The sequence below is a fragment of the Streptomyces sp. N50 genome (assembly GCF_033335955.1).
Taxonomy (GTDB): domain Bacteria; phylum Actinomycetota; class Actinomycetes; order Streptomycetales; family Streptomycetaceae; genus Streptomyces.
Window position 1 is genome coordinate 8,542,062 of sequence record NZ_CP137549.1, and the last position, 22,928, is coordinate 8,564,989.

At 69.3% G+C, this 22,928-nt stretch carries 18 protein-coding genes and 1 riboswitch; of the genes, 17 read left to right on the top strand and 1 reads right to left on the bottom strand.

Annotation, left to right across the window (positions count from 1 at the left end; all coding sequences use genetic code 11):
* Positions 1 to 6: 6 nt before the first annotated feature.
* Positions 7 to 876, top strand: coding sequence for a carbohydrate ABC transporter permease (locus R2B38_RS37895; RefSeq protein ID WP_318020322.1), 870 nt, complete (start codon positions 7 to 9; stop codon positions 874 to 876).
* A 41-nt stretch (positions 877 to 917) separates the two neighbouring features.
* Here R2B38_RS37895 and R2B38_RS37900 read toward each other — a convergent pair whose 3' ends face one another.
* On the bottom strand, positions 918 to 1,946 hold the full coding sequence (locus R2B38_RS37900; protein ID WP_318020323.1) for a glycoside hydrolase family 43 protein: 1,029 nt from the start codon (positions 1,944 to 1,946) through the stop codon (positions 918 to 920).
* A 142-nt stretch (positions 1,947 to 2,088) separates the two neighbouring features.
* Here R2B38_RS37900 and R2B38_RS37905 point away from each other — a divergent pair, with 142 nt between their 5' ends.
* The 16 genes from R2B38_RS37905 to R2B38_RS37980 all read left to right on the top strand — a co-directional run bounded on the left by R2B38_RS37905 (position 2,089) and on the right by R2B38_RS37980 (position 22,921).
* A complete protein-coding gene (locus tag R2B38_RS37905; protein ID WP_318020324.1) occupies positions 2,089 to 3,906 on the top strand; it encodes an ABC transporter ATP-binding protein in 1,818 nt (605 codons plus the stop codon).
* 225 nt (positions 3,907 to 4,131) lie between these two features.
* A complete protein-coding gene (locus R2B38_RS37910) occupies positions 4,132 to 5,481 on the top strand; it encodes an extracellular solute-binding protein (RefSeq protein ID WP_318020325.1) in 1,350 nt (449 codons plus the stop codon).
* On the top strand, positions 5,478 to 6,476 hold the full coding sequence (locus R2B38_RS37915; protein ID WP_318020326.1) for a sugar ABC transporter permease: 999 nt from the start codon (positions 5,478 to 5,480) through the stop codon (positions 6,474 to 6,476). The genes R2B38_RS37910 and R2B38_RS37915 overlap by 4 nt, the downstream gene beginning before the upstream one ends.
* A complete protein-coding gene (locus tag R2B38_RS37920) occupies positions 6,473 to 7,330 on the top strand; it encodes a carbohydrate ABC transporter permease (protein WP_318020327.1) in 858 nt (285 codons plus the stop codon). The genes R2B38_RS37915 and R2B38_RS37920 overlap by 4 nt, the downstream gene beginning before the upstream one ends.
* Before the next feature lie 34 nt (positions 7,331 to 7,364).
* On the top strand, positions 7,365 to 8,894 hold the full coding sequence (locus R2B38_RS37925; protein WP_318020328.1) for a glycosyl hydrolase family 28 protein: 1,530 nt from the start codon (positions 7,365 to 7,367) through the stop codon (positions 8,892 to 8,894).
* A gap of 173 nt (positions 8,895 to 9,067) precedes the next feature.
* Positions 9,068 to 12,340 (top strand): alginate lyase family protein, encoded by a 3,273-nt coding sequence (locus R2B38_RS37930; RefSeq protein ID WP_411978606.1) that lies wholly within the window; start codon positions 9,068 to 9,070, stop codon positions 12,338 to 12,340.
* A 27-nt stretch (positions 12,341 to 12,367) separates the two neighbouring features.
* Entirely contained in the window at positions 12,368 to 13,618 is a 1,251-nt protein-coding gene (locus R2B38_RS37935; RefSeq protein ID WP_318020329.1) for an alginate lyase family protein, read from the top strand.
* Between the two features lie 117 nt (positions 13,619 to 13,735).
* Positions 13,736 to 13,846, top strand: coding sequence for a putative leader peptide (locus R2B38_RS37940; protein WP_318020330.1), 111 nt, complete (start codon positions 13,736 to 13,738; stop codon positions 13,844 to 13,846).
* Positions 13,847 to 13,914: 68 nt separating this feature from the next.
* The gene (locus R2B38_RS37945) at positions 13,915 to 14,799 is read left to right on the top strand and encodes a glutathione S-transferase C-terminal domain-containing protein (RefSeq protein WP_318020331.1); all 885 of its coding nucleotides are present in this window, start codon (positions 13,915 to 13,917) and stop codon (positions 14,797 to 14,799) included.
* 77 nt (positions 14,800 to 14,876) lie between these two features.
* A riboswitch (SAM riboswitch) is annotated at positions 14,877 to 14,986 on the top strand.
* Positions 14,987 to 15,320: 334 nt separating this feature from the next.
* Positions 15,321 to 16,301 (top strand): amino acid ABC transporter permease, encoded by a 981-nt coding sequence (locus R2B38_RS37950; RefSeq protein WP_318020332.1) that lies wholly within the window; start codon positions 15,321 to 15,323, stop codon positions 16,299 to 16,301.
* The gene (locus R2B38_RS37955) at positions 16,298 to 17,095 is read left to right on the top strand and encodes an amino acid ABC transporter ATP-binding protein (RefSeq protein WP_318020333.1); all 798 of its coding nucleotides are present in this window, start codon (positions 16,298 to 16,300) and stop codon (positions 17,093 to 17,095) included. The genes R2B38_RS37950 and R2B38_RS37955 overlap by 4 nt, the downstream gene beginning before the upstream one ends.
* A 72-nt stretch (positions 17,096 to 17,167) precedes the next feature.
* Complete coding sequence (locus R2B38_RS37960; RefSeq protein ID WP_318020334.1) at positions 17,168 to 18,196, top strand: ABC transporter substrate-binding protein; 1,029 nt, start codon at positions 17,168 to 17,170, stop codon at positions 18,194 to 18,196.
* A 79-nt stretch (positions 18,197 to 18,275) separates the two neighbouring features.
* Positions 18,276 to 19,019: a GNAT family N-acetyltransferase gene (locus R2B38_RS37965; RefSeq protein WP_318020335.1), complete on the top strand. Its 744-nt coding sequence runs from the start codon at positions 18,276 to 18,278 to the stop codon at positions 19,017 to 19,019.
* A 212-nt stretch (positions 19,020 to 19,231) separates the two neighbouring features.
* Positions 19,232 to 20,452, top strand: a complete 1,221-nt coding sequence (locus R2B38_RS37970; RefSeq protein ID WP_318020336.1) for an LLM class flavin-dependent oxidoreductase — start codon at positions 19,232 to 19,234, stop codon at positions 20,450 to 20,452.
* Positions 20,453 to 20,471: 19 nt separating this feature from the next.
* Positions 20,472 to 21,845 carry an NtaA/DmoA family FMN-dependent monooxygenase gene (locus R2B38_RS37975; RefSeq protein WP_318020337.1) on the top strand — a complete coding sequence of 458 codons (1,374 nt, stop codon included), beginning with the start codon at positions 20,472 to 20,474 and terminating at the stop codon, positions 21,843 to 21,845.
* Positions 21,842 to 22,921 carry an LLM class flavin-dependent oxidoreductase gene (locus R2B38_RS37980; RefSeq protein ID WP_318020338.1) on the top strand — a complete coding sequence of 360 codons (1,080 nt, stop codon included), beginning with the start codon at positions 21,842 to 21,844 and terminating at the stop codon, positions 22,919 to 22,921. Before R2B38_RS37975 ends, R2B38_RS37980 begins: the two co-directional genes overlap by 4 nt.
* Positions 22,922 to 22,928: the final 7 nt, after the last annotated feature.

The window sequence follows — 22,928 nt, forward strand, 5'->3', positions numbered from 1 at the left end:
ACGTCGATGTCCACACTGTCCCAACGCCCGCGCCTGCGAACGCGGTTGAGCCTGCGCCGAGGCCGACGCGGTCTGCTCTACCTCGCGCTGTTCGGCGGCGGCCTCGTCTGGCTCTACCCGTTCCTGTGGGCACTAGGCAGCTCACTCAAGAGCACCGACGGCTTCTTCTCCGGCGGGCTCAACCCGATCCCGTCCGAGTTCCACTGGTCCAACTACAGCGAGGCCTGGACCCAGGCGGACTTCAGCAAGTTCTTCGTCAACACGGTCCTGTTCGCGACCGGCACGGTCATCGTCACCCTGCTCGCCACCTCGATGGCCGGCTACGTCCTCGCCCGCACCGACTTCCCCGGCAAGAAGATCTGGCTCGGCCTGGTCGGGGTGACGCTGTTCCTGCCGCACGGCTACACGATCATCCCGGTCTTCGACCTCATCCAGCGCCTCCATCTCCTCAACACCCTCTGGTCCGTGGTCATCGTCCAGTCGGCGGGCGGGATGGTCTTCGGCACCTTCCTCTTCATGGGCTACTTCACGACGATCGACCGGGGGTTGGAGGACGCCGCCCGCGTGGACGGGGCCAACTTCCACCAGATCTTCTGGCGGATCATGCTCCCGCTGTCCGGCCCGATGCTGGCGACCGTCGGCCTGTTCGCCTGTATCAACGCCTGGAACAGCTTCTTCATCCCGCTGGTCTTCACCCTCTCCCGGCCCGAACTGCACACCCTGTCCGTGGGCATGTTCAACTTCATCGGCCAGAACTCCACCGCCTGGACCCTGGTCTGCGCGGGCTCGGTCATCACGCTGCTGCCCATCGTCCTCATCTTCATCGTGCTGCAGCGGTTCTTCATCAACGGGCTGGCGGGCGCGGTCAAGCAGTAATGAGGCGCGGTTGTCGAGGAGTTGGGAGTACGGCCGCCGGATCAGCCGCCGCCGTCGAGGTCGACGCGCTGCCGCAACACCCGCAGTTCGTCACGGGTGAGTTCCATCTCGTACACCTTCCCCCGCGCGTTCTCGAACGGCCGGTGCAGGATCATCATCAACTGCCCCTCGAACGTGCGGAACAGCATCCCGTGCCCGCTGTCCTCCCGCACCAACGGCCGCTCCTGCCGCCAAGGCCCCTTGATCTCACCGGACTTGGAGACGGCGTAGGTCTGGACGTAGCCCCCGGTGAGACTGCCGTCCGCGCCGGGCACGTTCTTCTCGTACGTCGACCAGAGCATGAGCAGCGACCCGTCGGGGGCGCGGTACAGCTGCGGGCCGTCCGTGACGTACGGCGGGAGTTGATGGGGAACACCGGCCGGGATCTCCTCGCCGATCCAGGGCGCGTCCGAGGCCTTGAAGAGGAAGACCGGGTCGCCGATCGTGCTGGTCAGGTCCGGGGCGAGCCGGATCGCCTCCATCGTGCCGTCGACGGTCTGCAGCCACTCGTGCGCGTACACCATCCACGGCTGCCCGGACGGGTCGACGTACAGCGTGCCGTCCAGGGTCATGAGGTGCTCGGGCGGGGTGGGGCGGGCGGGGTCGACCGAGGTGAAGGGGCCGAGCAGGGATTCGGACACGGCCGTGATCGTGCCCCGCCGGTGGTTCGCGAGCTGAAACGGCGTGCCCCAGCGGCCGGTTGGGCGCACCGGCAGCGGACTGTCCTCGTCGTGCAGCGTGGTGAACAGGTAGTACCTGCCCTGCCACGCGTGCACCTCCGGCGCCCAACCCCCGTCGCCTGCCCAGAGGTTGCTCTGCTCCGCCGCCAGGAACACCACCACGGGACGCGTCCAGTCGCGCAGTTCCTGGCTGCGGTAGACCATCGTGCCGACGCCCTCCACACCTGACACGGAAGGGTCGTTGGACGTGTAGAGGTAATACGTGCGGGTCGCCTCGTCGGCCACGATGAACGGATCGTGCAACGGCATGTCGGCAAGCCGCATCGGCCCGCTCACTGGATCAGTCGCCATGGTGTCACCGTAGATCCCGCAAACCCCGTGCGCATCACAGCTGTTGAGGGAAAAACGCTTGGACTGCGCGCGTGCCGTCGCGGGACACTTCCCTTCCTGGCCAGTCCGTTTGCCGGGCGCCGGACGACACCATGGGGTGGGGATGGGATCGCCTGAATCGCGCGACATCGGGCCGCGCAAAGGCTCGGTGTTACTCGCACTTCGTTACTACGGACGGGAGTTGGCCCGGCTCCGCCGCTGGACCGCGCCCGCCACTCTGCTGCCCGCGGTGGGCAACATCGGCATCAACTACATCGCGCCGCTGATCGTCGCCAAGCTCGTCGGCCGTATCGCCGGAGACGCGGACATCAGCGTCCGCACGACACTGCCGTACGTCCTCGGGTTCGCCGGAGTGCTGCTGCTCGCCGAGGTGTTCTGGCGCCTGGGACTGCACTGTCTGAACCGGCTGGACGCACTCGGCATCGAGCACCTGTATGTCATCGGCATGGACGAACTCTTCGCCAAGGACGCCGCGTTCTTCCACGACAACTTCGCCGGGTCGCTCACCAAGCGGGTGCTGAGCTTCGCCTCCCGCTTCGAGGAGTTCGTCGACACGATGACGTTCCAGGTGGTGGGCAGCCTGGGCCCGCTGCTGTTCGGCTCGGTCGTGCTGTGGCGCTACGAACCGCTGCTCGTCGTAGGCCTGTTGGCGATGATCGCGCTCACCGGTCTGGTCGTCGCGCCGCTCATCCGGCGCCGCCAGGCACTCGTCGACCTGCGCGAGGAGGCCATCGCCCGGGTGTCCGGCCATGTCGCCGACAGCCTGATGAACATGGACACGGTCCGCGCGTTCGCCGCCGAGGAACGCGAGGCAGCCGAACACCGGTCCCGCGTCGCCCAGTCGAGGCGCCTGACCCTCCGCTCCTGGGACTACGGCAACCTGCGCATCGACACCCTGGTCGCACCGCTCTCGGTGCTCACGAACGCGCTGGGCCTGCTCCTCGCGGTGGCCCTCGGCGGCGGCGAACACGGCGTCGAGGCCGTCGTCGTCGCGTTCACGTACTACACGAACGCGACCCGGATCATGTTCGAGTTCAACCAGATCTACCGGCGACTGGAAAGCTCGATGACCGAAGCCGCCCAGTTCACCGAGCTGTTGATGGCTCCGCCGACGGTGGTCGACCCGGCTTCGCCCGAGCCGCTGCGGTCCCGGGCCACCGACGTCCGCTTCGAGAACGTGACCTTCGCCCACGCGGGCGCCGACACCCTCTTCGACGGACTCGACCTGACCGTGCCCAGCGGCACGAAGATCGGCCTTGTCGGCCGGTCCGGCGGCGGCAAGACCACCCTGAGCCGACTGCTGCTGCGGATGACGGACATCGACGCCGGCCGCATCCTGATCGGCGGCCAGGACATCAGCAGGCTCCGCCAGGCCGACCTGCGCAGCCTCATCGCCTACGTCCCGCAGGACCCGGCGATGTTCCACCGCACCCTGCGCGAGAACCTCACCTTCGCCCGGCCCGACGCCACCGACGCCGAGGTCCGCCAGGCGGCCGAGGCCGCGCACGTCACCGAGTTCGCCGACCAACTGCCGGACGGGTTCGAGACGATGGTGGGGGAGCGCGGCATCAAGCTCTCCGGCGGCCAGCGCCAACGCGTCGCCCTCGCCCGCGCGATCCTGCGCGACGCCCCGATCCTGCTGCTCGACGAGGCGACCAGCGCGCTCGACTCCGAGAGCGAGATCCTCGTACAAGAAGCGCTGTGGCGGCTCATGGAGGGGCGGACCGCACTCGTCGTCGCCCACCGGCTGAGCACCGTCGCCGGCATGGACCGGCTCGTCGTCCTCGACCGCGGCCGGATCGTCGAACAAGGCACGCACCAGGAGCTGTTGGCGACCGAGGGCGCCTACGCGAAGCTGTGGCAGCACCAGTCGGGCGGCTTCCTCGACGAGAGCCCCGAGCAGGCCGCCGACCTGCACTGACGGCCCCAACGGCGGCCGGAGTCCCGGGACTTCAGAGATCGGATTCCCGGGGCTTCGGCCACGCCTGGTGGACAACCGGTTTCTAGCCGACCGCGTTCCGGCGCCGTCTCGCCGAGGTTACCCAGTCTTTTCGAAAGTTCGCCCAAGGTCTTGACGCCGTTTCCGAGCCGGAAGAAGCTCTGCCCCAACGCGTGACAACCGGTTTCTATTGGAGGTGGTGCGGTCATGCACCCACGTGCTGGTGCGCCCCTGAGCCGCCGACGATTTCTCGCCCTTTCGGGCGCGGGTGCGGCAGTCGGCGCGGCATCACTCGGTGGCTGCGCGTTGCAGGTGTCGACCGGGGTGAGCGGAGCGGGCGAGACCGTCACGCTGATGGTCAAGGACGGCGACGTCACCACCGACCAGGTCACCCAGGCCTACAAGGACATCGGCATCAAGATCCACCTGGTGCGCTACGACCTCACCAAGCTGATCGCGATGATGACCACCGGCGCCCCGCCGGACCTGGTGCGCGGCGTCGGCGCCGTGGACGCCCCGTACTTCGTGGCCAGGGACGTCGTCGAGAACCTCGACCCCTACTTCGCCGCGAGCGGCGTCCTCAAGACCGACGACCTCGATCCGGTCAACGACCTGTGGCGCTACGACGGCCACACCCAGGGCAAGGGCCCGCGCTACGGCATGGCGAAGGACTTCTCTCAGGACTCCATGTACTGGTACAACACGGCCCACTTCGACACAGCGGGCGTCGCCTACCCGCCGGAGACCCAACCGGTCACCTATGAACAGTGGTTGGCGGACGCCAAGCGCCTCACCCGGCGCAAGAACGGGCAGACGACCGTCTTCGGCGGCAGCTACAACGGCCTCAACGCCCCTGGTCTGCTGGCCGGGTTGACGGCCGCGGCCGGCGGCAGCCTGTTCAGCGACGACTTCTCCCGCGTCGACTTCACCACCCCCGAGGCCCGCAGGGCGCTGGCCTGGTACATCGACTACTGCCGGGCCAAGGTCGGCCCGAGCCTGATCCAGCCCGACCCCAACGGCTGGGACGGGCCCACCTATCAGGCCGGCCGGATGGCCATGACGGGCAGCGGCTACTGGCTCGGCGGCATGATCGACACCGACAAGAAACTCGCCCGGGTGTCCCGGCTCGCCCCCGCCCCGGTCTTCGCCGGCGGCCCGCGCCTGAGCCCCTGCCAGGGCGGCACCGGCCTGTGGATGCCGAAGAAGGCCCCCAACAAGGACGCCGCCTGGCGGGTCTTCGAGTGGTTCTTCGGCGAGGCACCGGCCAAGGCACGCGCGTCGAGCGGCTGGGGCATCCCGAGCCTGAAGTCCCTGCGTTCCCTGATGCCCGCTCAGGAGCCGTACCAGAAGCGGGCGTTGCTGGTTCAGGAGGCCGAGCTGAAGCACTTCTCGGTGACCGCCTTCACGCCCTACGCCTCGGCCGACGCGCTCGCCGCCCTCTTCAACCAGGCCGCCCCCGCCGCCATGTCGGGCGGGATCTCCGTCGACACTCTCGCGGGCCGCCTGAACTCGTCCATGAACGAGCAGCTCAAGCGCGGTAAGGAGCAAGTGGGATGACGGTCGATCAGATCACCGCGGTCGCGGGCCGCCCCGGCAAGGCCGCGAGCGGTGAACGGGCGCGGCCGGTACGGCAGTTGCGGACCACCGCGACCGGACGCAGACACCGCGCGTTCTACATGTTCACCTCGCCCTGGATCATCGGCTTCCTGCTGCTGACCGTCCTCCCCATGGCATACGCGCTGTGGCTGAGCTTCACCACGTTCGACGGCATCTCCCCGCACTGGCGCTACGTCGGGCTAGGCAACTACCGCGAGCTGTTCTCCGACTCGGTGACCTGGCACGCGCTGGGCCGCACGGGCCTGTTCGCGGTGACCTCCGTGCCGTTGTCGATCGCGGCCGGGCTCGGGCTGGCGGTGCTGGTCAACAGGCCGCTGAAAGCACGCGGGTTGTTCCGCACGCTGCTCTACCTGCCCGCCGTGGTGCCGCCGGTCGGCGCGGGCATCGCCTTCAAGCAGCTCTTCGACCAGAACTCCGGTGCCGCGAACGGGGTGTTGAACATCTTCGGCATCAACGCCCTTGGCTGGCTGGCCGATCCCTACGCCCGCTACGTGCTGCTGATGAGCGTGCTGTGGGGCGCCGGAAACGTCATGATCATCTCGCTGGCCGGGCTCCAGGACGTACCCCGCGAACTCCACGAGGCGGCCCGCATCGACGGCGCGAGCGCCTGGCGGACCTTCCGCAGCATCACCGTGCCACTGCTCTCGCCGGTGCTGCTCTTCCAGACCGTGACCGGCGTGATCGCCTCCGTGCAGACCATCATGCCGCTGCTGCTGGCACCCGACGGCACCACGGGCGGCGTCACCGCGATCCCGCAGTCCAACTACCTCTACATGATGCACGTGTTCGCGGAGTACTTCGCGCTCGGCCGCTACGGCTACGCCTCCGCACTGCTGTGGGTGCTCTTCGTCCTGATCCTCGCCGTGACCGGACTCATCTTCAGGTTCACGTCCGGCGTGGTCTTCTACAACGTCGACCCGGAGGCCAACAAGTGAGCACCCTCAGTCCGTTGGCGAAGAACCCGGTCCGGGTGCGGGCGGGCCGCCTGGTCCTCTACACCGCCCTCGTCGCCGTCACGGGCCTGTTCCTCGGCCCCTTCGGCTGGCTCGTCCTGGCCGGCCTCAAGACCCCGGCCGAACTCGCCGCCTCGCCCGTGCACTGGCTGCCCCAGCACATCCAGTGGCACAACTTCGCCGACGCCTACCAGCTCATCGACTTCCTCGGCTACGCCCGCAACTCCCTGATCATCGCGATGATCTACGCCACCCTCGTCACCCTCAGCTCCGCCTGGGTGGGCTTCGGTTTCGCCCGCCTCTCCGCCCCCGGCAAGAAGACCCTGTTCGGCATCCTGCTCGGCTCGATGATGCTGCCCCAGATGATCACCCTGCTGCCGACCTACCTGATCTTCGCCAAGCTCGGCATGGTCGACACCTACTGGCCGTGGGTGCTGTGGGGGCTGGCTGCCGCGCCGTATCTCGTCTTCCTCTTCCGGCAGTTCTTCGCGGGCCTGCCAAGGGAGTTGGAGGAGGCCGCGATCGTCGACGGCTGCGGTTACGCCACCATCTTCTGGCGCATCTTCCTGCCGCAGTCCTGGCCGGTCCTCAGCGCGAGCTTCGTGATCGCGTTCACCTGGACCTGGGGCGACTACATCGCCCCGCAGCTCCTGCTGTCCACCGACCGCACCACCCTCGCGGTCGCCGTCATGTCCACCTACGTCACCTCGGCCGGCACCCCGGTGGCCGACCTCCAGGCCGCCGCCTCAGTGATGTACGTCGTCCCCATCCTGCTGGTCTTCCTCGTCGCCCAGCGGGGGTTCGTCGCCGGGATGTCCACCACCGGGCTCAAGTAAGCCCCCTGCCAACCCTGTTGCAAGGAGTCGCACCATGAACACACCCCTGTCCCGCCGTACGGCCCTCCAGGCGGCCGGTGCTACAGCGCTGGCCGCTGGGCTGACCGGCCTGACCGCCACGGCGGCCCACGCCGGTGGCGGCCACAACTCCCGCCCCACGCTGGTCACTTACCCGCGTCCGGCGACCATGCCGACCAACACCAGCTTCCAGGTGCGGGTACGCACCGCCCCCGACGGCACCTGGCAGACCCTCGACATCTACCGGCCGCAGTTCGAGGAGATCAACGCCACCACGGGGTCGGGCAAGGTCTACAACTCGTCGATGGCGTACTTCGACTTCAACGGCTCCGTCGAGATCGAGGTGACCTACCTCAAGGGCGGCACGACCAAGGCCCGGGTGAGACCGGACGCGCTGGGCATCACGCCCGAACTCCTCGGCGACACCCTGCGGTTCACCCTCGACGAGCCCAAGGACGTCGTCGTCCAGATCAACGACGAGATCTTCGACGCCCTCCACCTGATCACCAACCGCGTCGAGCACCACACCCCGTCCCCCGACGACCCGAACGTCCTCTACTTCGGCCCCGGCGTCCACAGCGTCACCGGAAACATCCTCACCGTCCCCAGCGGCAAGACCGTCTACCTCGCGGGTGGCGCCGTCCTGACCGCGCAGGTCTACTTCAAGAACGTGGAGAAGTCCCGCCTCATCGGACACGGAGTGCTCTACAACAACCCCGGCGGCGCCATCCTCTGCGAGGGCAGCAAGAACATCCGGGTCGAGGACGTCATCATCCTCAACCCGGCAGGCTACGCGGGCACGTTCGGCGAGAGCGAGAACGTCCACGTCACCAAGGCGCGCGCGTTCAGCTCGAAGGGCAACGGCGACGGCTTCGACGTCTTCTCCTCGACCGGGATCACCTTCGACGGCTGCTTCATGCGCAACTCCGACGACTGCATCGCCATTTACTGCCACCGCTGGGACTACTACGGCGACACCCGCGACATCACCGTCAAGAACTGCACCCTGTGGGCGGACGTCGCCCACCCGATCAACGTGGGCACGCACGGCAACTCCGACGCCCCCGAGACGATCGAGAACCTCGTCATCAAGAACATCGACGTCCTCGACCACCGCGAACCCCAGATGAACTACCAGGGCTGCATCGCCCTCAACCCCGGCGACTCCAACCTGATCAAGAACGTGCGCATCGAGGACGTCCGGATCGAGGACTTCCGCTGGGGCCAGGTCATTTACATGAAGGTCATGTTCAACACGAAGTACAACACCTCGGTCGGGCGCGGCATCGAGGACGTGTACGTCAAGAACCTCAGCTACACCGGCACCCACGCCAACCCGTCGCTCTTCCTCGGCTACGACGCCGAACACGCCATCAACAACGTCACGTTCGAGAACCTGGTGATCAACGGCGTCGTCGTCGCCGACTCGATGAAGAAGCCGAGCTGGTACTACACCACCGACGCGATCCAGTGGTTCTACAACGAGCACGTCACCAACCTGAAGTTCCTCACCACCGCCGAGGCCGAGGCGGCCGCGGCGTCATGACGAACCCTGTACCTAGCTCCGCTGGAAGTGCGGGGAGGGGGCGTCGGTCGGCTGCGGCGCCGTCGTGGCTGGGCGCGCAGTTCCCCGCGCCCCTTAAGGGTGCTGCCGGGCCGGAGTCGATCACACAGGGTCCGCTCAGTCGCCGGGGCTTCCTCGGCGGTGCGGCGGCCCTGCTGTTGGCATCGGGTGCGGGCGGACTGCTCGTGCCCGGCACCGCACGGGCCGCCGAGAACCAGACCGGGGCCTTCACCCACCCTGGTCTTCTGCACACCGCCGACGACCTCGCCCGCATGAAGGCTGCCGTCGCCGCCAAGCAATCCCCGGTCTACGACGGCTACTTGGCGCTCGCGGCGCACGCCCGCTCCGCCGCGTCGTACGCCGTGCAGAACACCGGCCAGATCACCACCTGGGGCCGCGGCCCCGCCAACTACCAGAACCAGGCCGTCGCCGACTCGGCCGCCGCCTACCAGAACGCCCTGATCTGGTCCGTCACCGGCGACACCGCACACGCCGACAAGGCCCGCGACATCCTCAACGCCTGGTCCACTTCCCTCACCGCCATCACCGGAGCCGACGGCCCCCTCGGCGCGGGCCTCCAGGCCTTCAAGTTCGTCAACGCCGCCGAACTGCTGCGCCACACCGGCTACGACGGCTGGAGCGCCGCCGACGTCGCGCGCTGCGAGGAGTCCTTCCTCCGCGTCTGGTACCCGGCCCTCTCCTGCTACATGCTCTACGCCAACGGCAACTGGGACCTGACGTCCCTTCAATCCCTGCTGGCCATAGGCGTGTTCTGCGAGGAACCCACCCTCTTCTACGACGCGCTCCGCTTCGCCGCGGCCGGTGCCGGCAACGGCGGCGTCCTCCACCGCATCGTCACCGACGCCGGCCAGGGCCAGGAGTCCGGCCGCGACCAGGGCCACGAACAGCTCGCGGTCGGCCTGTTGGCGGACGCGGCACAGGTCGCCTGGAACCAGGGCGTCGACCTCTGGGGCTTCGACGACAACCGCATCCTCGCCAACGTCGAGTACGCCGCCCGCTACAACCTCGGCGGCGACGTCCCCTTCGTCCCCGACCTCGACCGCACCGGCAAGTACATCAAGCTGACCGTCTCGCCCACGTCACGCGGCACCCTGCCGCCCATCTACGAGATGGCGTACGCCCATTACGCCGGTGTGCGCGGCCTGGACACCCCGTACACGAAGGCCGCCGTCTTCCGCGGCACCGGCGGAACCCGCGTCATCGAGGGCAGCAACGACGACCTCCCGAGCTGGGGCACCTTCGCCTACGCCGGTGCTACGACGCCCTCGCCGACCGTTCCTTCACCACCGGCCGGTGTCACGGCAACCGGCAACGACCGTTCCGTGACGGTGAGTTGGCTGCCGTCGACGTGGGCCGACTCCTACACGGTCCTCCGGGCGACCGAGGTGGACGGCCGGTACGAGAAGATCGCGTCCGGGGTGAGGCAGCCGACGTACACGGACCGGAACGTGCACACCGGCCGGACGTACAACTACACGGTCGCCGCCTCCAACCCCCTGGGGACGAGCGGCAGTTCAGCTTGGGCCGCGGCCTCCGCCGGTCTCCCCGGGCCCTGGGCGACCCGCGACATCGGTGACGTGAAGATCCCCGGTTCCGCCGCCTTCGACGGCGAGCGCTTCGTCCTGGAGGCCGGCGGAACCGCCGACACCTACCGCCTCGTCCACCTTCCGCTGCGTGGCGACGGCACCATCACCGCGCGGATCGTGTGGCCGCTCAGCTCGCAGTACTCCAAGATCGGCGTCACCGTCCGGGCCTCCCTCGACCCGGACGCGGCGCACGCCTCGATGCTGATCCAGGGGCTGCCGCTGCACACGTGGAGCGGGGTGTGGACGGTACGGCCCTCGGCCGGCGCGGAGATCTCCGCGACCGGCAGCACCCCCGTACCGCCCTCCCAGCAGCAGGCGATCACGGTGAACGCCGCCTTCCCGATCTCAAGCCTCGGCACGCTGCCCGAGTCGGCGACGCCCCTGGAGGCGCCGTACGTCGAGGGCGCGGGCGACGGCTACCGGCTCCGGGCGCCCTACTGGGTCCGCGTGACCCGCAAGGGCGTGCGCTGCACCGGCGCCATCTCCCCGGACGGCGTCCACTGGACCGAAGTCGGCTCCACCGAGGTCGAGTTGGGCCGCACCGCGTACGCCGGGCTCGCCCTCACCTCCTGCCTCGGTGTCGACGAGGACTACGCCGAGACCGGCACCGGCGCCTTCGACAACGTCAGCGTGACCTCCTCGTCCGGCACGGTCTGGCGCGTACCCCGTCCGTCCCGTACCGCCACCGACCTAAGGGCCCGAACCGGCACCGACGCCGTCGAGTTGGCCTGGACCGACTCGGACCTCTCCGCTGAGTACACCGTGCTGCGGGCCACCCGCACGGGCGGACCGTACGAGACTCTCGCCACCCGCGTGGGCCCGGTCGGCTTCGGCACCCGCATCCGGTACACCGACGCGACGGGGGCGCCAGGAACGACGTACCACTACACGGTCGCGAAGACCAACGCCGGTGGACGCGGGCCGCGTTCGACACCGGCGCAAGCCGCGATGCCGACCCCGACGCAACCCCGACTCACCTCGGCCACTGCCGTGTTCACGAACCAGGGCGCCGCCTTCCAGCATCTGCTGCGCGCCTCACACGAGCCCGTGCGGTTCACCGCGGTCGGCCTGCCCGCCGGTCTCCGCATCGACCGCCGTACGGGCCTGATCGCCGGAATCCCCACGGAGACCGGCGAGTTCACGGTCGGGACCACCGCGAGCAACGCCTCCGGAACTGCGACCGGCCCCCTCGCCCTCACGGTCGGCACCGCGCCGCCCGCGCCGTGGACGTACGGCGATCTCGGCGACACCGTGCTCGACGACCGCGCCTTCGGGACGCTGGGCGTGGTGGCGATCACGACGCCCGGGAGCACGTCGTACGACGGCGGCACTTTCACCGTGCGGGGCGCGGGCGTCGACCTGAACGCCAACGGCCAGGGAATGACAGGGCAGTTCGTACGGCGGACCGTCAGCGGTGACTGCGAGATCGTCGCCCGGATCGTCTCCCGTAGTGGGGTGACCACCGACCGGGTCGGGCTGCTGATGGCGAAGTCGCTGTCGCCGTTCGACCAGGCCGCCGGGGCGATCGTCACCGGCGGGACCAGTGCCCAGCTCATGCTCCGCAAGACCGTGGCCGGTGCCTCGGCCTTCACCGGCGGAGCCGCTGTCACCCTCCCGACCCTGCTGCGGCTGAAGCGCGTCGGGACCGCCTTCAGCGCGGCGCTGTCCACCGATGACGGTGTCACCTGGACCCCCCTCGCCGACGGAGAGATCCCCGGCTTCGGTGACGCCCCCTACCACGTCGGGCTGGTGGTCTGCTCGCGCAGCCAACTGGTCCGCTGCACCGCCGAGTTCGACGAGGTGAGCATCACGCCCACCTGATCCTTCATGGATTGGAGATGCACCGCAATGAGCCGCACGTCCCCCCACGAGCACCTCCGCAGAACCGAGTTGAGCCGCCGCGGTCTGTTGAAGACCGCCGGCGGGCTCACCGCAGCCGTCGCCCTGGGCGGCGCCACGGTGGCCACGACCGCACACGCGGCACCGGCCACGTTCACCCACCCCGGCATGCTGCACAACGCCGGCGACATCAACCGCGCCAAGGTCAGGGTCGCGGCGGGAACCGACCCCTGGCTGTCCGGCTGGAACAGGCTGACCGCCAACTCCCACTCCCAGTCGACCTGGACGAACCGGGCGACGGCGACGATCATCCGAGGCGGCACGGGACAGAACTACAGCCTCCTCTACAACGACATCGCCGCCGCCTACCAGAACGCCCTGCGCTGGAAGGTCGGCGGCACCGAGGCCAACGCGGTCTGTGCCGCGAACATCCTCAACGCCTGGTCCACGACGCTCACTTCGATCGGCGGCGACGCCGACCGGTTCCTCGCGGCCGGCCTCTACGGCTGGCAGTTCGCCAACGCGTGCGAACTCATGCGGGACTACTCGGGGTTCGACCTCGCCGCCGCGCAGGAGCTGATGGCGAACGTCTTCTACCCGATGAACAACAGCTTCCTGACCAACCACAACGACGCCTGCATCACCAACTACTGGGCCAACTGGGACCTCTGCACCGTGGCGTCCGTGCTGGCCATCGGGATCCTCAACGAGGACTCCGCCAAGTACGACCAGGCCGTCACGTACTTCAAGTCCGGTGCGGGCAACGGGTCGATCGCGCACGCGGTGCCGTATCTGTACACCGACGCGGACGGCTACGCGCTGGGCCAGTGGCAGGAGTCGGGCCGCGACCAGGGTCACACCGTCCTGGGCATGGGCCAGATGGGCGCGGTCTGCGAGATGGCCTGGAACCAGGGCGACGACCTGTACTCGTACGACAGCCGCCGCTTCATGAAGGCCGCCCAGTACGTCGCGAAGTACAACAGCGGCGGCGACGTGCCCTTCACCACCTACACCTGGGGCACCGGGCAGAGCTGCGCCCAGTCGTCCCAGACGGTGATCTCCTCCGCCTCGCGCGGCCAGATCCGCCCGGTGTGGGCGATGCTCCACTTCCACTACAACCGGCGGATCGGCCTCGACGACAAGTACATCTCGGCCATGTACTACGACCTCGTCGCACCCGAGGGCGGGGGAGGTGACTACGGCTCCGACAGCGGCGGCTACGACCAGCTCGGGTTCGGCACGCTGATGTACGCGAAGTAGCGGCACCGGGTGTCCACGGGGCGGGCGGTGGATGCCCGGTCCGTGGACGCCCTCTTGACCTCGGGTCGCGGCGGATCGACACTCCAGTAGGGAATCCTAGTGAACAGGTAGGGAAACATGGGGCTTGAGCCGGTCACCACTCGTCGCGTGGACCGTTCGCCTCTTCTGACCTCCCGCCGTCACATCGACCTGCTGCGGGTCTGCAGCGCACTGAACCCCCTGCGCTGAACCCCCGCCCTCCGCACGACGACGCTTCCGCCGCGCGTACGTCCACGCGCCCGTACCCGGGGAGTCCCATGTCCAGCACGCCTCTCGCCGCCATCCCCTCGCCCCGGTCCGCCCCCACGTTCCGGGGCCGGATCGGACGCGACGCGCGCAGCGGGCACTACGCCGTGCCGCGCCGCTACCGCGTCCATCTGTCCACCGCCTGCGCCGACGGCCTCCGCATCGCCGTCACCCACAGCCTGCTCGGCCTCGACGAGAGCTGTCCGGCCGTGTTCCTGTCCGCCGTACCCGACTGTCCGAGTGGTGGACACTCCGCGCTGCGTCCGCTCTACGAGGCGAGCGCGCACCGCTACTCGGGACCGGCCGCCGCGCCGGTGCTCAGCGACGACTGGTCCGGCCGGATCGTCAGCACGCATGCCCCCGACATCACGCGCGACCTCGCCCGGCACTTCGGCGAGGGCGGACCCCAGCTGTACCCGTGCGGCGCCGAGTCGGAGATCGAGGCCGTCGAGCGGCTGTGCGCGGACGGCATCGAGGACGCCGCGCAGCGCGCCGGCGCGGCCGGTGTCGAGCAGGAGGAGCGCGACGAGGCGGTCGCCCGGCTGCTGGAGACGCTGGGTTCGCTGGACCGGTGGCTGGACGGCCGCGAGCACATGATCCGCGACGAACTCACCGCCGCGGACGTCGAGTTGTGGGTGTCCCTGGTCCAACTCGACACCGTGCACCGCAACCACCTGGACGCCGCCGCGGTCCAGCGCATCGCCGACCACCCCCACCTGTGGGCCTACGCCCGCCGCCTCGCCGCCCACCCGGCCTTCGGCACCCACCTCGACCTCGACGGCATCGCCCGCCGCCACCACGCCCACTGCCGGGGCCTGGAGGCCGCCGGCGCGGCTGTCCAGATCCTGGACTGGGCGGCCCACGCGGCGGACGAAACGGGAGCTTGCCGCAGCTGAGCGCGGTCTGGGCCGTCCAGTTGGTGGACGACCATTGACATACGTTCGGGCAATTGTCTTAACTTGCGAACCAGAACGGTCATGAGTGTCAGCGACAAGCCCTGGCTTGCTGACCGGCAACCCTCGCACGCGGTGGGGTGCCCCAGGTGACGACCGGACCGGATGACCTTTTCGGTAAGCGCGAGGCCCCGCGGGGCCGGAACAGTGACGGGTGACGCCATGTACGCAGCTCTCAGGACGGCCACATGCCGCCCGCAGGGCTGCGTACGGTCGTACGCCAACCTGTTCGTCGCCGACCGCGCTGTCGATCTGCTCCGGGTCAGCAGCGCACTGTGTACCGCACCGGGCCGCGCCCGCTGTCGGGCCTGACGACCAGTCGGCCCACGCACCTCTGACGCACACCCGCCTCCGCCGGTGTGCCTGCCCCCTCCCCGCCCCCGGTCCCGTGCACCCGCGCGTGCCGCTCGCCGTCGCGCGTCCACCGCCACGGACCGGGGTCTGTGAACCCGCCGGAGCCCTCCATGACTGAACCCCCGGGCACCACCGTGTCCCTGGCCGACGCCCCGTCCGTCGACGCCCCGTCAAAACCCCTGACAGCACAGCGAGTTCAGCCGCTGCGCCGGCCCGGCCGGTGGATCGTCACCCTGGTCGTGCTGGTGCTGGTCGCCCAGTTCGTCCACGGCCTGGCGACCAACCCCTTCTACCAATGGGGCCGCTTCGGCTACTGGTTCCTGCGCCCGACGATCCTCGACGGACTCGTCATCACCCTCGAAGTCGCCGCACTGAGCGCGGTGTTGGGCCTCCTGGGCGGCATCCTGCTCGCCCTGGCCCGGCTCTCGAAGAGCCCCGTGCTGCGCGCGACGAGCTGGACCTACGTGTGGGCGCTGCGCTCGATCCCGCTCATCGTGGTGCTGATCTTCCTCTACAACTTCAGCGCCCTGTACCAGACCCTCAGCATCGGCGTCCCCTTCGGCCCCGCCTTCTTCTCCTTCGACGAGTCGAAGCTGGCCACCGACATGGCCGTCGCCGTCGTCGGCCTCAGCCTCAACGAGGCGGCCTACGCGGCGGAAGTGGTCCGCGGCGGCATCCTCTCCGTCGACCAGGGCCAGCACGAGGCGGCCTCCGCCCTCGGCCTCCCCAAGGGCTACCAGTTCCGCAGAATCGTCTTCCCCCAGGCGCTGCGCTCCATCACCCCGAACTACGTCAACCAGCTGATCGGCCTGATCAAGAGCACCTCACTGGTCTTCTACGTTTCGCTGCTCGACCTGTTCGGCTCCGCGCAGACGATGGGCTCCACCTACCCCGGCGACATCGTGCCGCTGCTCCTCGTGGTCACCGTCTGGTACCTGATCCTGACCAGCGTCGTGTCCGTCATCCAGTTCTACGTCGAGCGGCACTACGCCCGGGGCGCCACCCGCTCCCTGCCGCCGACCCCGATCCAGAAACTCCGCACCGGTGTCACCGACCTGCGGGCCCGCATCCGCAGGGAGGCCGCCGTATGACCACGAACACGATCGAACCGCTGGCGGACATCACACCCGCCGCCGTAGAGGTGCACGACGTGCACAAGTGGTACGGCGCGCACCGGGTGTTGGACGGCGTCGACCTGACCGTGCGGCCCGGCGAGGTCACCGTGATCCTCGGCCCGTCCGGCTCCGGGAAGTCCACGCTGCTGCGGGTCATCAACCACCTGGAGAAGCCCGAGATCGGCTACGTCAGCGTCAACGGCGAGCTGATCGGGGTGCGGCAACAGGGCGGCAGGCTCAAGGAGTTGAGCGAGCGGGCCATCCTCGCGCAGCGCGGCCGGATCGGGTTCGTCTTCCAGAACTTCAACCTCTTCCCGCACCTGACCGTGCTGGACAACGTGGCCGCCGCGCCCGTCGCCACCGGCAGGCTCGGCAAGCCCGAAGCCCTGGAACTGGCCCGGGAGTTGCTCGGCCGCGTCGGTCTCGCCGAGAAGACCGGCGCCTACCCGAGGCAGCTCTCCGGCGGCCAGCAGCAGCGCGTGGCCATCGCGCGAGCCCTCGCCCTGCGCCCCGGCGTCATCCTCTTCGACGAGCCGACCTCCGCCCTCGACCCCGAACTCGTCGGCGAAGTCCTCGCCGTCATCAAGGACTTGGCGACGAGCGGCACCACCCTCGTCATCGTCACCCACGAGATCGGCTTCGCCCGCGAGGTCGCCGACCGGGTCGTCTTCATCGACGGCGGAAAGATCGTCGAGCAGGGACCGCCCCACGAGGTCCTCGACAAACCACAGCACGAACGGACCAGGGACTTCCTCAGCAAGGTCCTCTGAGCCGCCCTCTCTTCACCTGCACCTCCACCTTCACCTTCACCTTCACCTTCACCACCGAGCCTAGGAACAGCCATGCCCACTCCCAGCCTTCGCGGCAGAATCACTCGCGGACTCACCGCCGGAACCGTCCTCGCCTCCCTCGCCGGCGGGCTCGCGGCCTGCGGCGGCGACAGCGACGCGGCCACCACGACCGACAAGGCCGCCTCCGGCACGGTCACCGTGGGCGCTCTCTCCAACGGTGCCGCCAAGGAGGCGACGCTCAAGGTCGCCGAAGTGAAGTCGATCAGCGCCGAGTTGCCCAAGTCCATAGCCAAGAGCGGGAAGTTGGAGATCGGCGTCGGCTTCCTGCCCTCCGGATCCCCGCCCCTCGGCTACGTCGGCTCGGACCAGAAGACCCTCACCGGTTCCGAGGCCGACATCAGCCGCCTGGTCGCCGCCGTCCTCGGTCTCAAGCCGGAGCTGAAGAACTCCACTTGGGAGAACCTCTTCATCGGCCTCGACAGCGGCAAGGTCGACGTCGCCTTCTCCAACGTCACCGACACCGAGGAGCGCAAGGCGAAGTACGAGTTCGCCTCCTACCGCGAGGACAACCTCGGCTTCGCGGTGAAGGCGAGCAACTCCTGGAACTTCGACGGCGATTACGAGAACCTCGCCGGCAAGACCGTCGCCGTGGGCGCGGGCACCAACCAGGAGCGGATCCTCCTGGAGTGGAAGAAGAAGCTGGCCGCCGAGGGCAAGAAGGCGCTCACCGTCAAGTACTTCCAGGACAACAACAGCACCTACCTCGCGCTGGCCGCCGGGAAGATCGACGCGTACCTCACCCCGAACCCCTCGGTCGCCTACCAGGTCTCCGCGACCAAGGGCACGGCGAAGGCGGTCCGCAGCGGTGGCACCTACTCCGGCGCCGGATCCTCCCTCCAGGGCCTGATCGCGGCCACGGCGAAGAAGAACAGCGGCCTCGCCAAGCCCCTCGCGGACGCCATCAACTACCTGATCAAGAACGGGCAGTACGCCAAGTGGCTGGCCGCCTGGAACCTCTCCGACGAGGCCGTCGCCAAGTCCGAGGTCAACCCGCCCGGACTGCCGCTGACCGACTCCTGACCCACCCTCTCCGCAAGGGGACCCCGCCGCGTCGCAGCGGGGTCCCCGCCCGTGCGACCAGTACCGGAGCCGTCACCCGATGTCTTCCACCGCCAGTATCGAAACCACCACCTCCACGTCCCACGTTCTGGACAACCCCGCCTGGGCCGCGCTCACCGGCCCGCACGCCCACTTCGCCGAACGCGTCGGCCGAGCCGCCCGCTACCCCGTCGACGTCGCCGGCTTCCACGCCATCACCGACAACGACGACCCGCGCGCCTGGGCCGACCTGGCCACCCTCGTCGGCCCCGGCGGCACCGCCGCGGTGCGCGGTGTGAGCGAGACCCCGGCCGGCTGGGAGATCGTCCGCTCCGGACAGGGCGTCCAACTCGTGGACACCGGGCTGCGTGCCGAGCCCGACCCCGAGGCCGTACTCCTCGGCCCCGACGACGTCCCCGAGATCCTCGACCTGGTCGCCCGCACCGAACCCGGCCCCTACCTGCCCCGCACCGTCGAACTGGGCACTTATCTCGGCATCCGGCACGAGGGCCGCCTCATCGCGCTGGCCGGCGAACGGCTCCACCCGCCCGGCTGGACCGAGATCAGCGCCGTGTGCACCGACCCCGACCACCGCGGCCGGGGCCTCGCCACCCGCCTGGTCCGCGCGGTCGCCGCCGGCATCAAGGAACGCGGCGAGCACCCTTTCCTGCACGCCGCGGCCACCAACACCAACGCGATCCGGCTGTACGAGTCGATCGGCTTCACCCTGCGCGCCCGTACGGTCTTCTCGCTCGTCCGGCGCACCGGCCCGATTGCCGCCACCGATCCGGAAGAAACGGCATAGCCGTGCCGTTGCCCCTTATGAAGCCGGATTCCGTGGAGGTGGAGCACATGTGTGGCGGATCCATCCTCGACGTGCGTCTCACCACGCGACAGCACATCGACCTGCTGCGCACGGCCGGCGCTCTCTGTCGCCCCTGACCCCGTTGCCCCAGCCGCCGTGCGCCCGTTTCCGAGGGCCGGCGATCTCGTACGGATCTCCAGGAAGGCACCCTCGTGTCATCGACCTCCGTTCCTCCCCTCCACCTCGCCGTCGCCCTCGACGGCACCGGCTGGCACCCTGCCTCCTGGCGTGAGCCGGTGGCCCGGCCCCGGGACCTGCTCACCGCCGGCTACTGGGCCGACCTGGTCGCCGAGGCCGAGCGCGGCCTGCTCGACTTCGTCACCTTCGAGGACGGCCTCGGCCTCCAGTCCTCGCACTACGGCGAGCTGGACGGCCGCACCGACCAGGTCCGCGGCCGCCTCGACGCCGTGCTCATCGCGGCCCGCATCGCACCGCTCACCAGCCACATAGGTCTGGTCCCGACCGTGGTGTCCACGCACACAGAGCCGTTCCACATATCCAAGGCGATCGCCACCCTCGACTACGTCAGCACCGGCCGTGCGGGCCTGCGCGTGCAGCTCTCCGCCCGCCCGCACGAGGCCGACCACTTCGGCCGCCGCACCTTCCCGCCGATCAGCCTGGAGAGCCTGCGCACCGAGGCCGGACAGGAGCGCCTCGCCGAGCACTTCGACGAGGCCGCCGACTACGTCGAGGTCGTGCGCCGCCTCTGGGACAGCTGGGAGGACGACGCCGAGATCCGCGACATCGCCACCGGCCGCTTCGTGGACCGGGACAAGCTGCACTACGTCGACTTCGAGGGCCGGCACTTCAGCGTCAAGGGCCCCTCCATCACCCCCCGGCCGCCGCAGGGCCAGCCGATCGTCAGCTCGCTGGCCCACCAGACCATCCCGTACCGGCTGGTGGCCCGCGCCACCGACGTCGGCTACGTCACCCCGCACGACACCGACGACGCCCGGGCGATCGTCGCCGAGATCCGCGCCGAGCAGCAGACCGCCGGACGCGCCGACGAACTCCTGCACGTCTTCGGCGACTTGGTGGTCTTCCTCGACGACGACGAGGCCACGGCGGTGGCCCGCCGCGAACGCCTCGACGCCCTCGCGGGGGAGCCGTACACCAGCGATGCCCGCATCTTCACCGGCACACCGGCCCAACTCGCCGACCTGCTCCAGGAGTTGCAGGAGGCAGGCCTGACCGGCTTCCGGCTGCGGCCCGCCGTCGCCGGGCACGACCTCCCGGCGATCACCCAGAAGCTGGTCCCCGAACTCCAGCGCCGGGGCGCCTTCCGCCAGGCCTACGAGGCCGACACCCTGCGCGGACTGCTGGGCCTCGCCCGCCCCGCCAACCGCTACGCCGCTGCCGCAGCCACCGCCTGAGCCGGAGGGACCGTACGACATGAGCAAGCCCCTGAAGCAGATCCACCTGGCCGCCCACTTCCCCGGTGTCAACAACACCACCGTGTGGAGCGACCCGGCGGCCGGCAGCCACATCGAGTTCAGCTCCTTCGCGCACTTCGCCCGCACCGCCGAGCGCGCCAAGTTCGACTTCCTCTTCCTCGCCGAGGGCCTGCGCCTGCGCGAACAGGGCGGCAAGATCTACGACTTGGACGTCGTCGGCCGCCCCGACACCTTCACGATCCTCGCCGCGCTCGCCGCCGTCACCGAACACCTCGGCCTGACCGGCACCATCAACTCCACCTTCAACGAGCCCTACGAGGTGGCCCGCCAGTTCGCCAGCCTCGACCACCTCTCCGACGGCCGGGCGGCCTGGAACGTCGTCACCTCCTGGGACGCGTTCACCGGCGAGAACTTCCGGCGCGGCGGATTCCTGCCGCAGGACGAGCGCTACTCCCGGGCCAAGGAGTTCCTCGCCACCACCCAGGAACTCTTCGACTCCTGGCACGGCGACGAGATCGTGGCCGACCAGGCGACCGGCACCTTCCTGAGCGACGCCAAGGCCGGCGCCTTCGTCCACCAGGGCCAACACTTCGACATCCAGGGCCAGTTCAACGTCCCGCGCTCCCCGCAGGGCCGCCCGGTGATCTTTCAGGCGGGCGACTCCGACGAGGGCCGCGAGTTCGCCGCGGCCGGCGCCGACGCCATCTTCAGCCGCTACAGCACCCTCACCGAGGGCCAGGCCTTCTACACCGACGTCAAGTCCCGCCTCGCCAAGTACGGTCGCAGGTCGGACCAGTTGCTGATCCTCCCGGCCGCGACCTTCGTCCTCGGCGACACCGACGCCGAGGCCGAGGACCTGGCCAAGGAGGTGCGCCGCCAGCAGGTCAGTGGCGCCACGGCCATCAAGCACCTGGAGTTCGTCTGGAACCGGGACCTGTCGTCCTACGACCCGGACGGCCCGCTGCCCGACATCGACCCGGACGTCAGCGACAACCACATCTCCAAGGGCCGGGCCCAAGTCCGCATGTACCGCGATCCGTTGGCGACCGCCCGTGAATGGCGCGAGCGGGCGGAGGCGAACGGCTGGTCCATCCGCGACCTGGTCATCGAGACCGGCAACCGGCAGGCCTTCATCGGCTCCCCGTCCACGGTCGCGAAGACCATCAACGACTTCGTGCAGGCCGACGCCAGCGACGGCTTCATCCTCGTCCCGCACATCACCCCGACCGGCCTCGACCCCTTCGCCGACAAGGTGGTCCCGCTCCTCCAGGAACAGGGCGTCTTCCGCACCGAGTACGAGGGCCCGACCCTGCGCGACCACCTCGGCCTGGCCCACCCCGACGACGTGCGCGAGGAACGGGCGGCATCGTGAAGTTCCTCGCGATCACCCTCATCGTCCACCGCCCCGACCCGACGACGGGCGTACAGAAGTCGACGCACGAGCGCTTCCGCGAAGTCCTCGACAACGCCCTGCTGGCCGAGGAGTTGGGCTTCGACGGCTTCGGCGTGGGGGAGCGGCACGAGCGGCCCTTCATCTCCTCCTCGCCGACGGTGGTCCTCAGCCACATCGCCGCCCTCACCCGCCGCATCCGCCTCTTCACGGCGGTCACCACGCTGAGCCTCCTCGACCCGGTCCGCGCCTACGAGGACTACGCGACCCTGGACCATCTCTCCGGCGGACGCCTCGACTTGATCATCGGCAAGGGTAACGGCACCGCCCAGCGCGAGCTGTTCCACGTCACGCCCGAGGACCAGTGGGAGCGCAACGCCGAGAGCTACGAGGTGTTCCGGCAGCTCTGGCGCCAGGAGAAGGTGACGGCGAAGACGCGCTTCCGCCCCGAGTTGAAGGACGCGGAGGTGTGGCCGAAGCCGTACCAGCAACCCGTCCGGGTCTGGCACGGCAGCGCGACGAGCAAGGAGAGCGTCGACCTGGCCGCCCGCTACGGCGACCCGCTGTTCTCCGCGAACGTCACCAACCCCATAGAGCCCTATGCCGAGTTGATCCGCTACTACCGTGAACGCTGGGAGCACTACGGCCACGACCCGGCCGACATCGCGGTGGGTGCGGGCACGGCCGGCCTCTACGTCGCCCCCACGACCCAGGAGGCGCTGGCCGTCTACCGGCCGATCTTCGAGAGCAACCTCGCCTTCCAGAAACAGGTGGGCCTGCCCATCGTCTTCGAGACCCTGGAGGACTACGTCGAGCGCAGCTCCGCACTGATCGGCAGCCCGCAGCAGGTCATCGACAAGGTGCACCGCTACCACGATCAGTTCGGGCACACGGTGCTCCATCTCCACGCGGATGCGGGCGGGTTGACGGACAGTCAGCATCGCGACTCGCTGGAGCTGTTCCAGTCGGCGGTGACTCCCGTGCTGCGCAAGGACATCCCGGACCCGCCGTTCGACTGGGGACCGGTCCTGCCCGAGCCCGTCCGCGCCGATCACTGAGGAGTGA

Coding starts and splice junctions, on each gene's coding strand:
- R2B38_RS37895 (WP_318020322.1), top strand. CDS start 7: ATGTCCACACTGTCCCAACGCCCGCGCCTGCGAACGCGGTTGAGCCTG.
- R2B38_RS37900 (WP_318020323.1), bottom strand. CDS start 1,946: ATGGCGACTGATCCAGTGAGCGGGCCGATGCGGCTTGCCGACATGCCG.
- R2B38_RS37905 (WP_318020324.1), top strand. CDS start 2,089: ATGGGATCGCCTGAATCGCGCGACATCGGGCCGCGCAAAGGCTCGGTG.
- R2B38_RS37910 (WP_318020325.1), top strand. CDS start 4,132: ATGCACCCACGTGCTGGTGCGCCCCTGAGCCGCCGACGATTTCTCGCC.
- R2B38_RS37915 (WP_318020326.1), top strand. CDS start 5,478: ATGACGGTCGATCAGATCACCGCGGTCGCGGGCCGCCCCGGCAAGGCC.
- R2B38_RS37925 (WP_318020328.1), top strand. CDS start 7,365: ATGAACACACCCCTGTCCCGCCGTACGGCCCTCCAGGCGGCCGGTGCT.
- R2B38_RS37935 (WP_318020329.1), top strand. CDS start 12,368: ATGAGCCGCACGTCCCCCCACGAGCACCTCCGCAGAACCGAGTTGAGC.
- R2B38_RS37940 (WP_318020330.1), top strand. CDS start 13,736: ATGGGGCTTGAGCCGGTCACCACTCGTCGCGTGGACCGTTCGCCTCTT.
- R2B38_RS37945 (WP_318020331.1), top strand. CDS start 13,915: ATGTCCAGCACGCCTCTCGCCGCCATCCCCTCGCCCCGGTCCGCCCCC.
- R2B38_RS37950 (WP_318020332.1), top strand. CDS start 15,321: ATGACTGAACCCCCGGGCACCACCGTGTCCCTGGCCGACGCCCCGTCC.
- R2B38_RS37955 (WP_318020333.1), top strand. CDS start 16,298: ATGACCACGAACACGATCGAACCGCTGGCGGACATCACACCCGCCGCC.
- R2B38_RS37960 (WP_318020334.1), top strand. CDS start 17,168: ATGCCCACTCCCAGCCTTCGCGGCAGAATCACTCGCGGACTCACCGCC.
- R2B38_RS37965 (WP_318020335.1), top strand. CDS start 18,276: ATGTCTTCCACCGCCAGTATCGAAACCACCACCTCCACGTCCCACGTT.
- R2B38_RS37975 (WP_318020337.1), top strand. CDS start 20,472: ATGAGCAAGCCCCTGAAGCAGATCCACCTGGCCGCCCACTTCCCCGGT.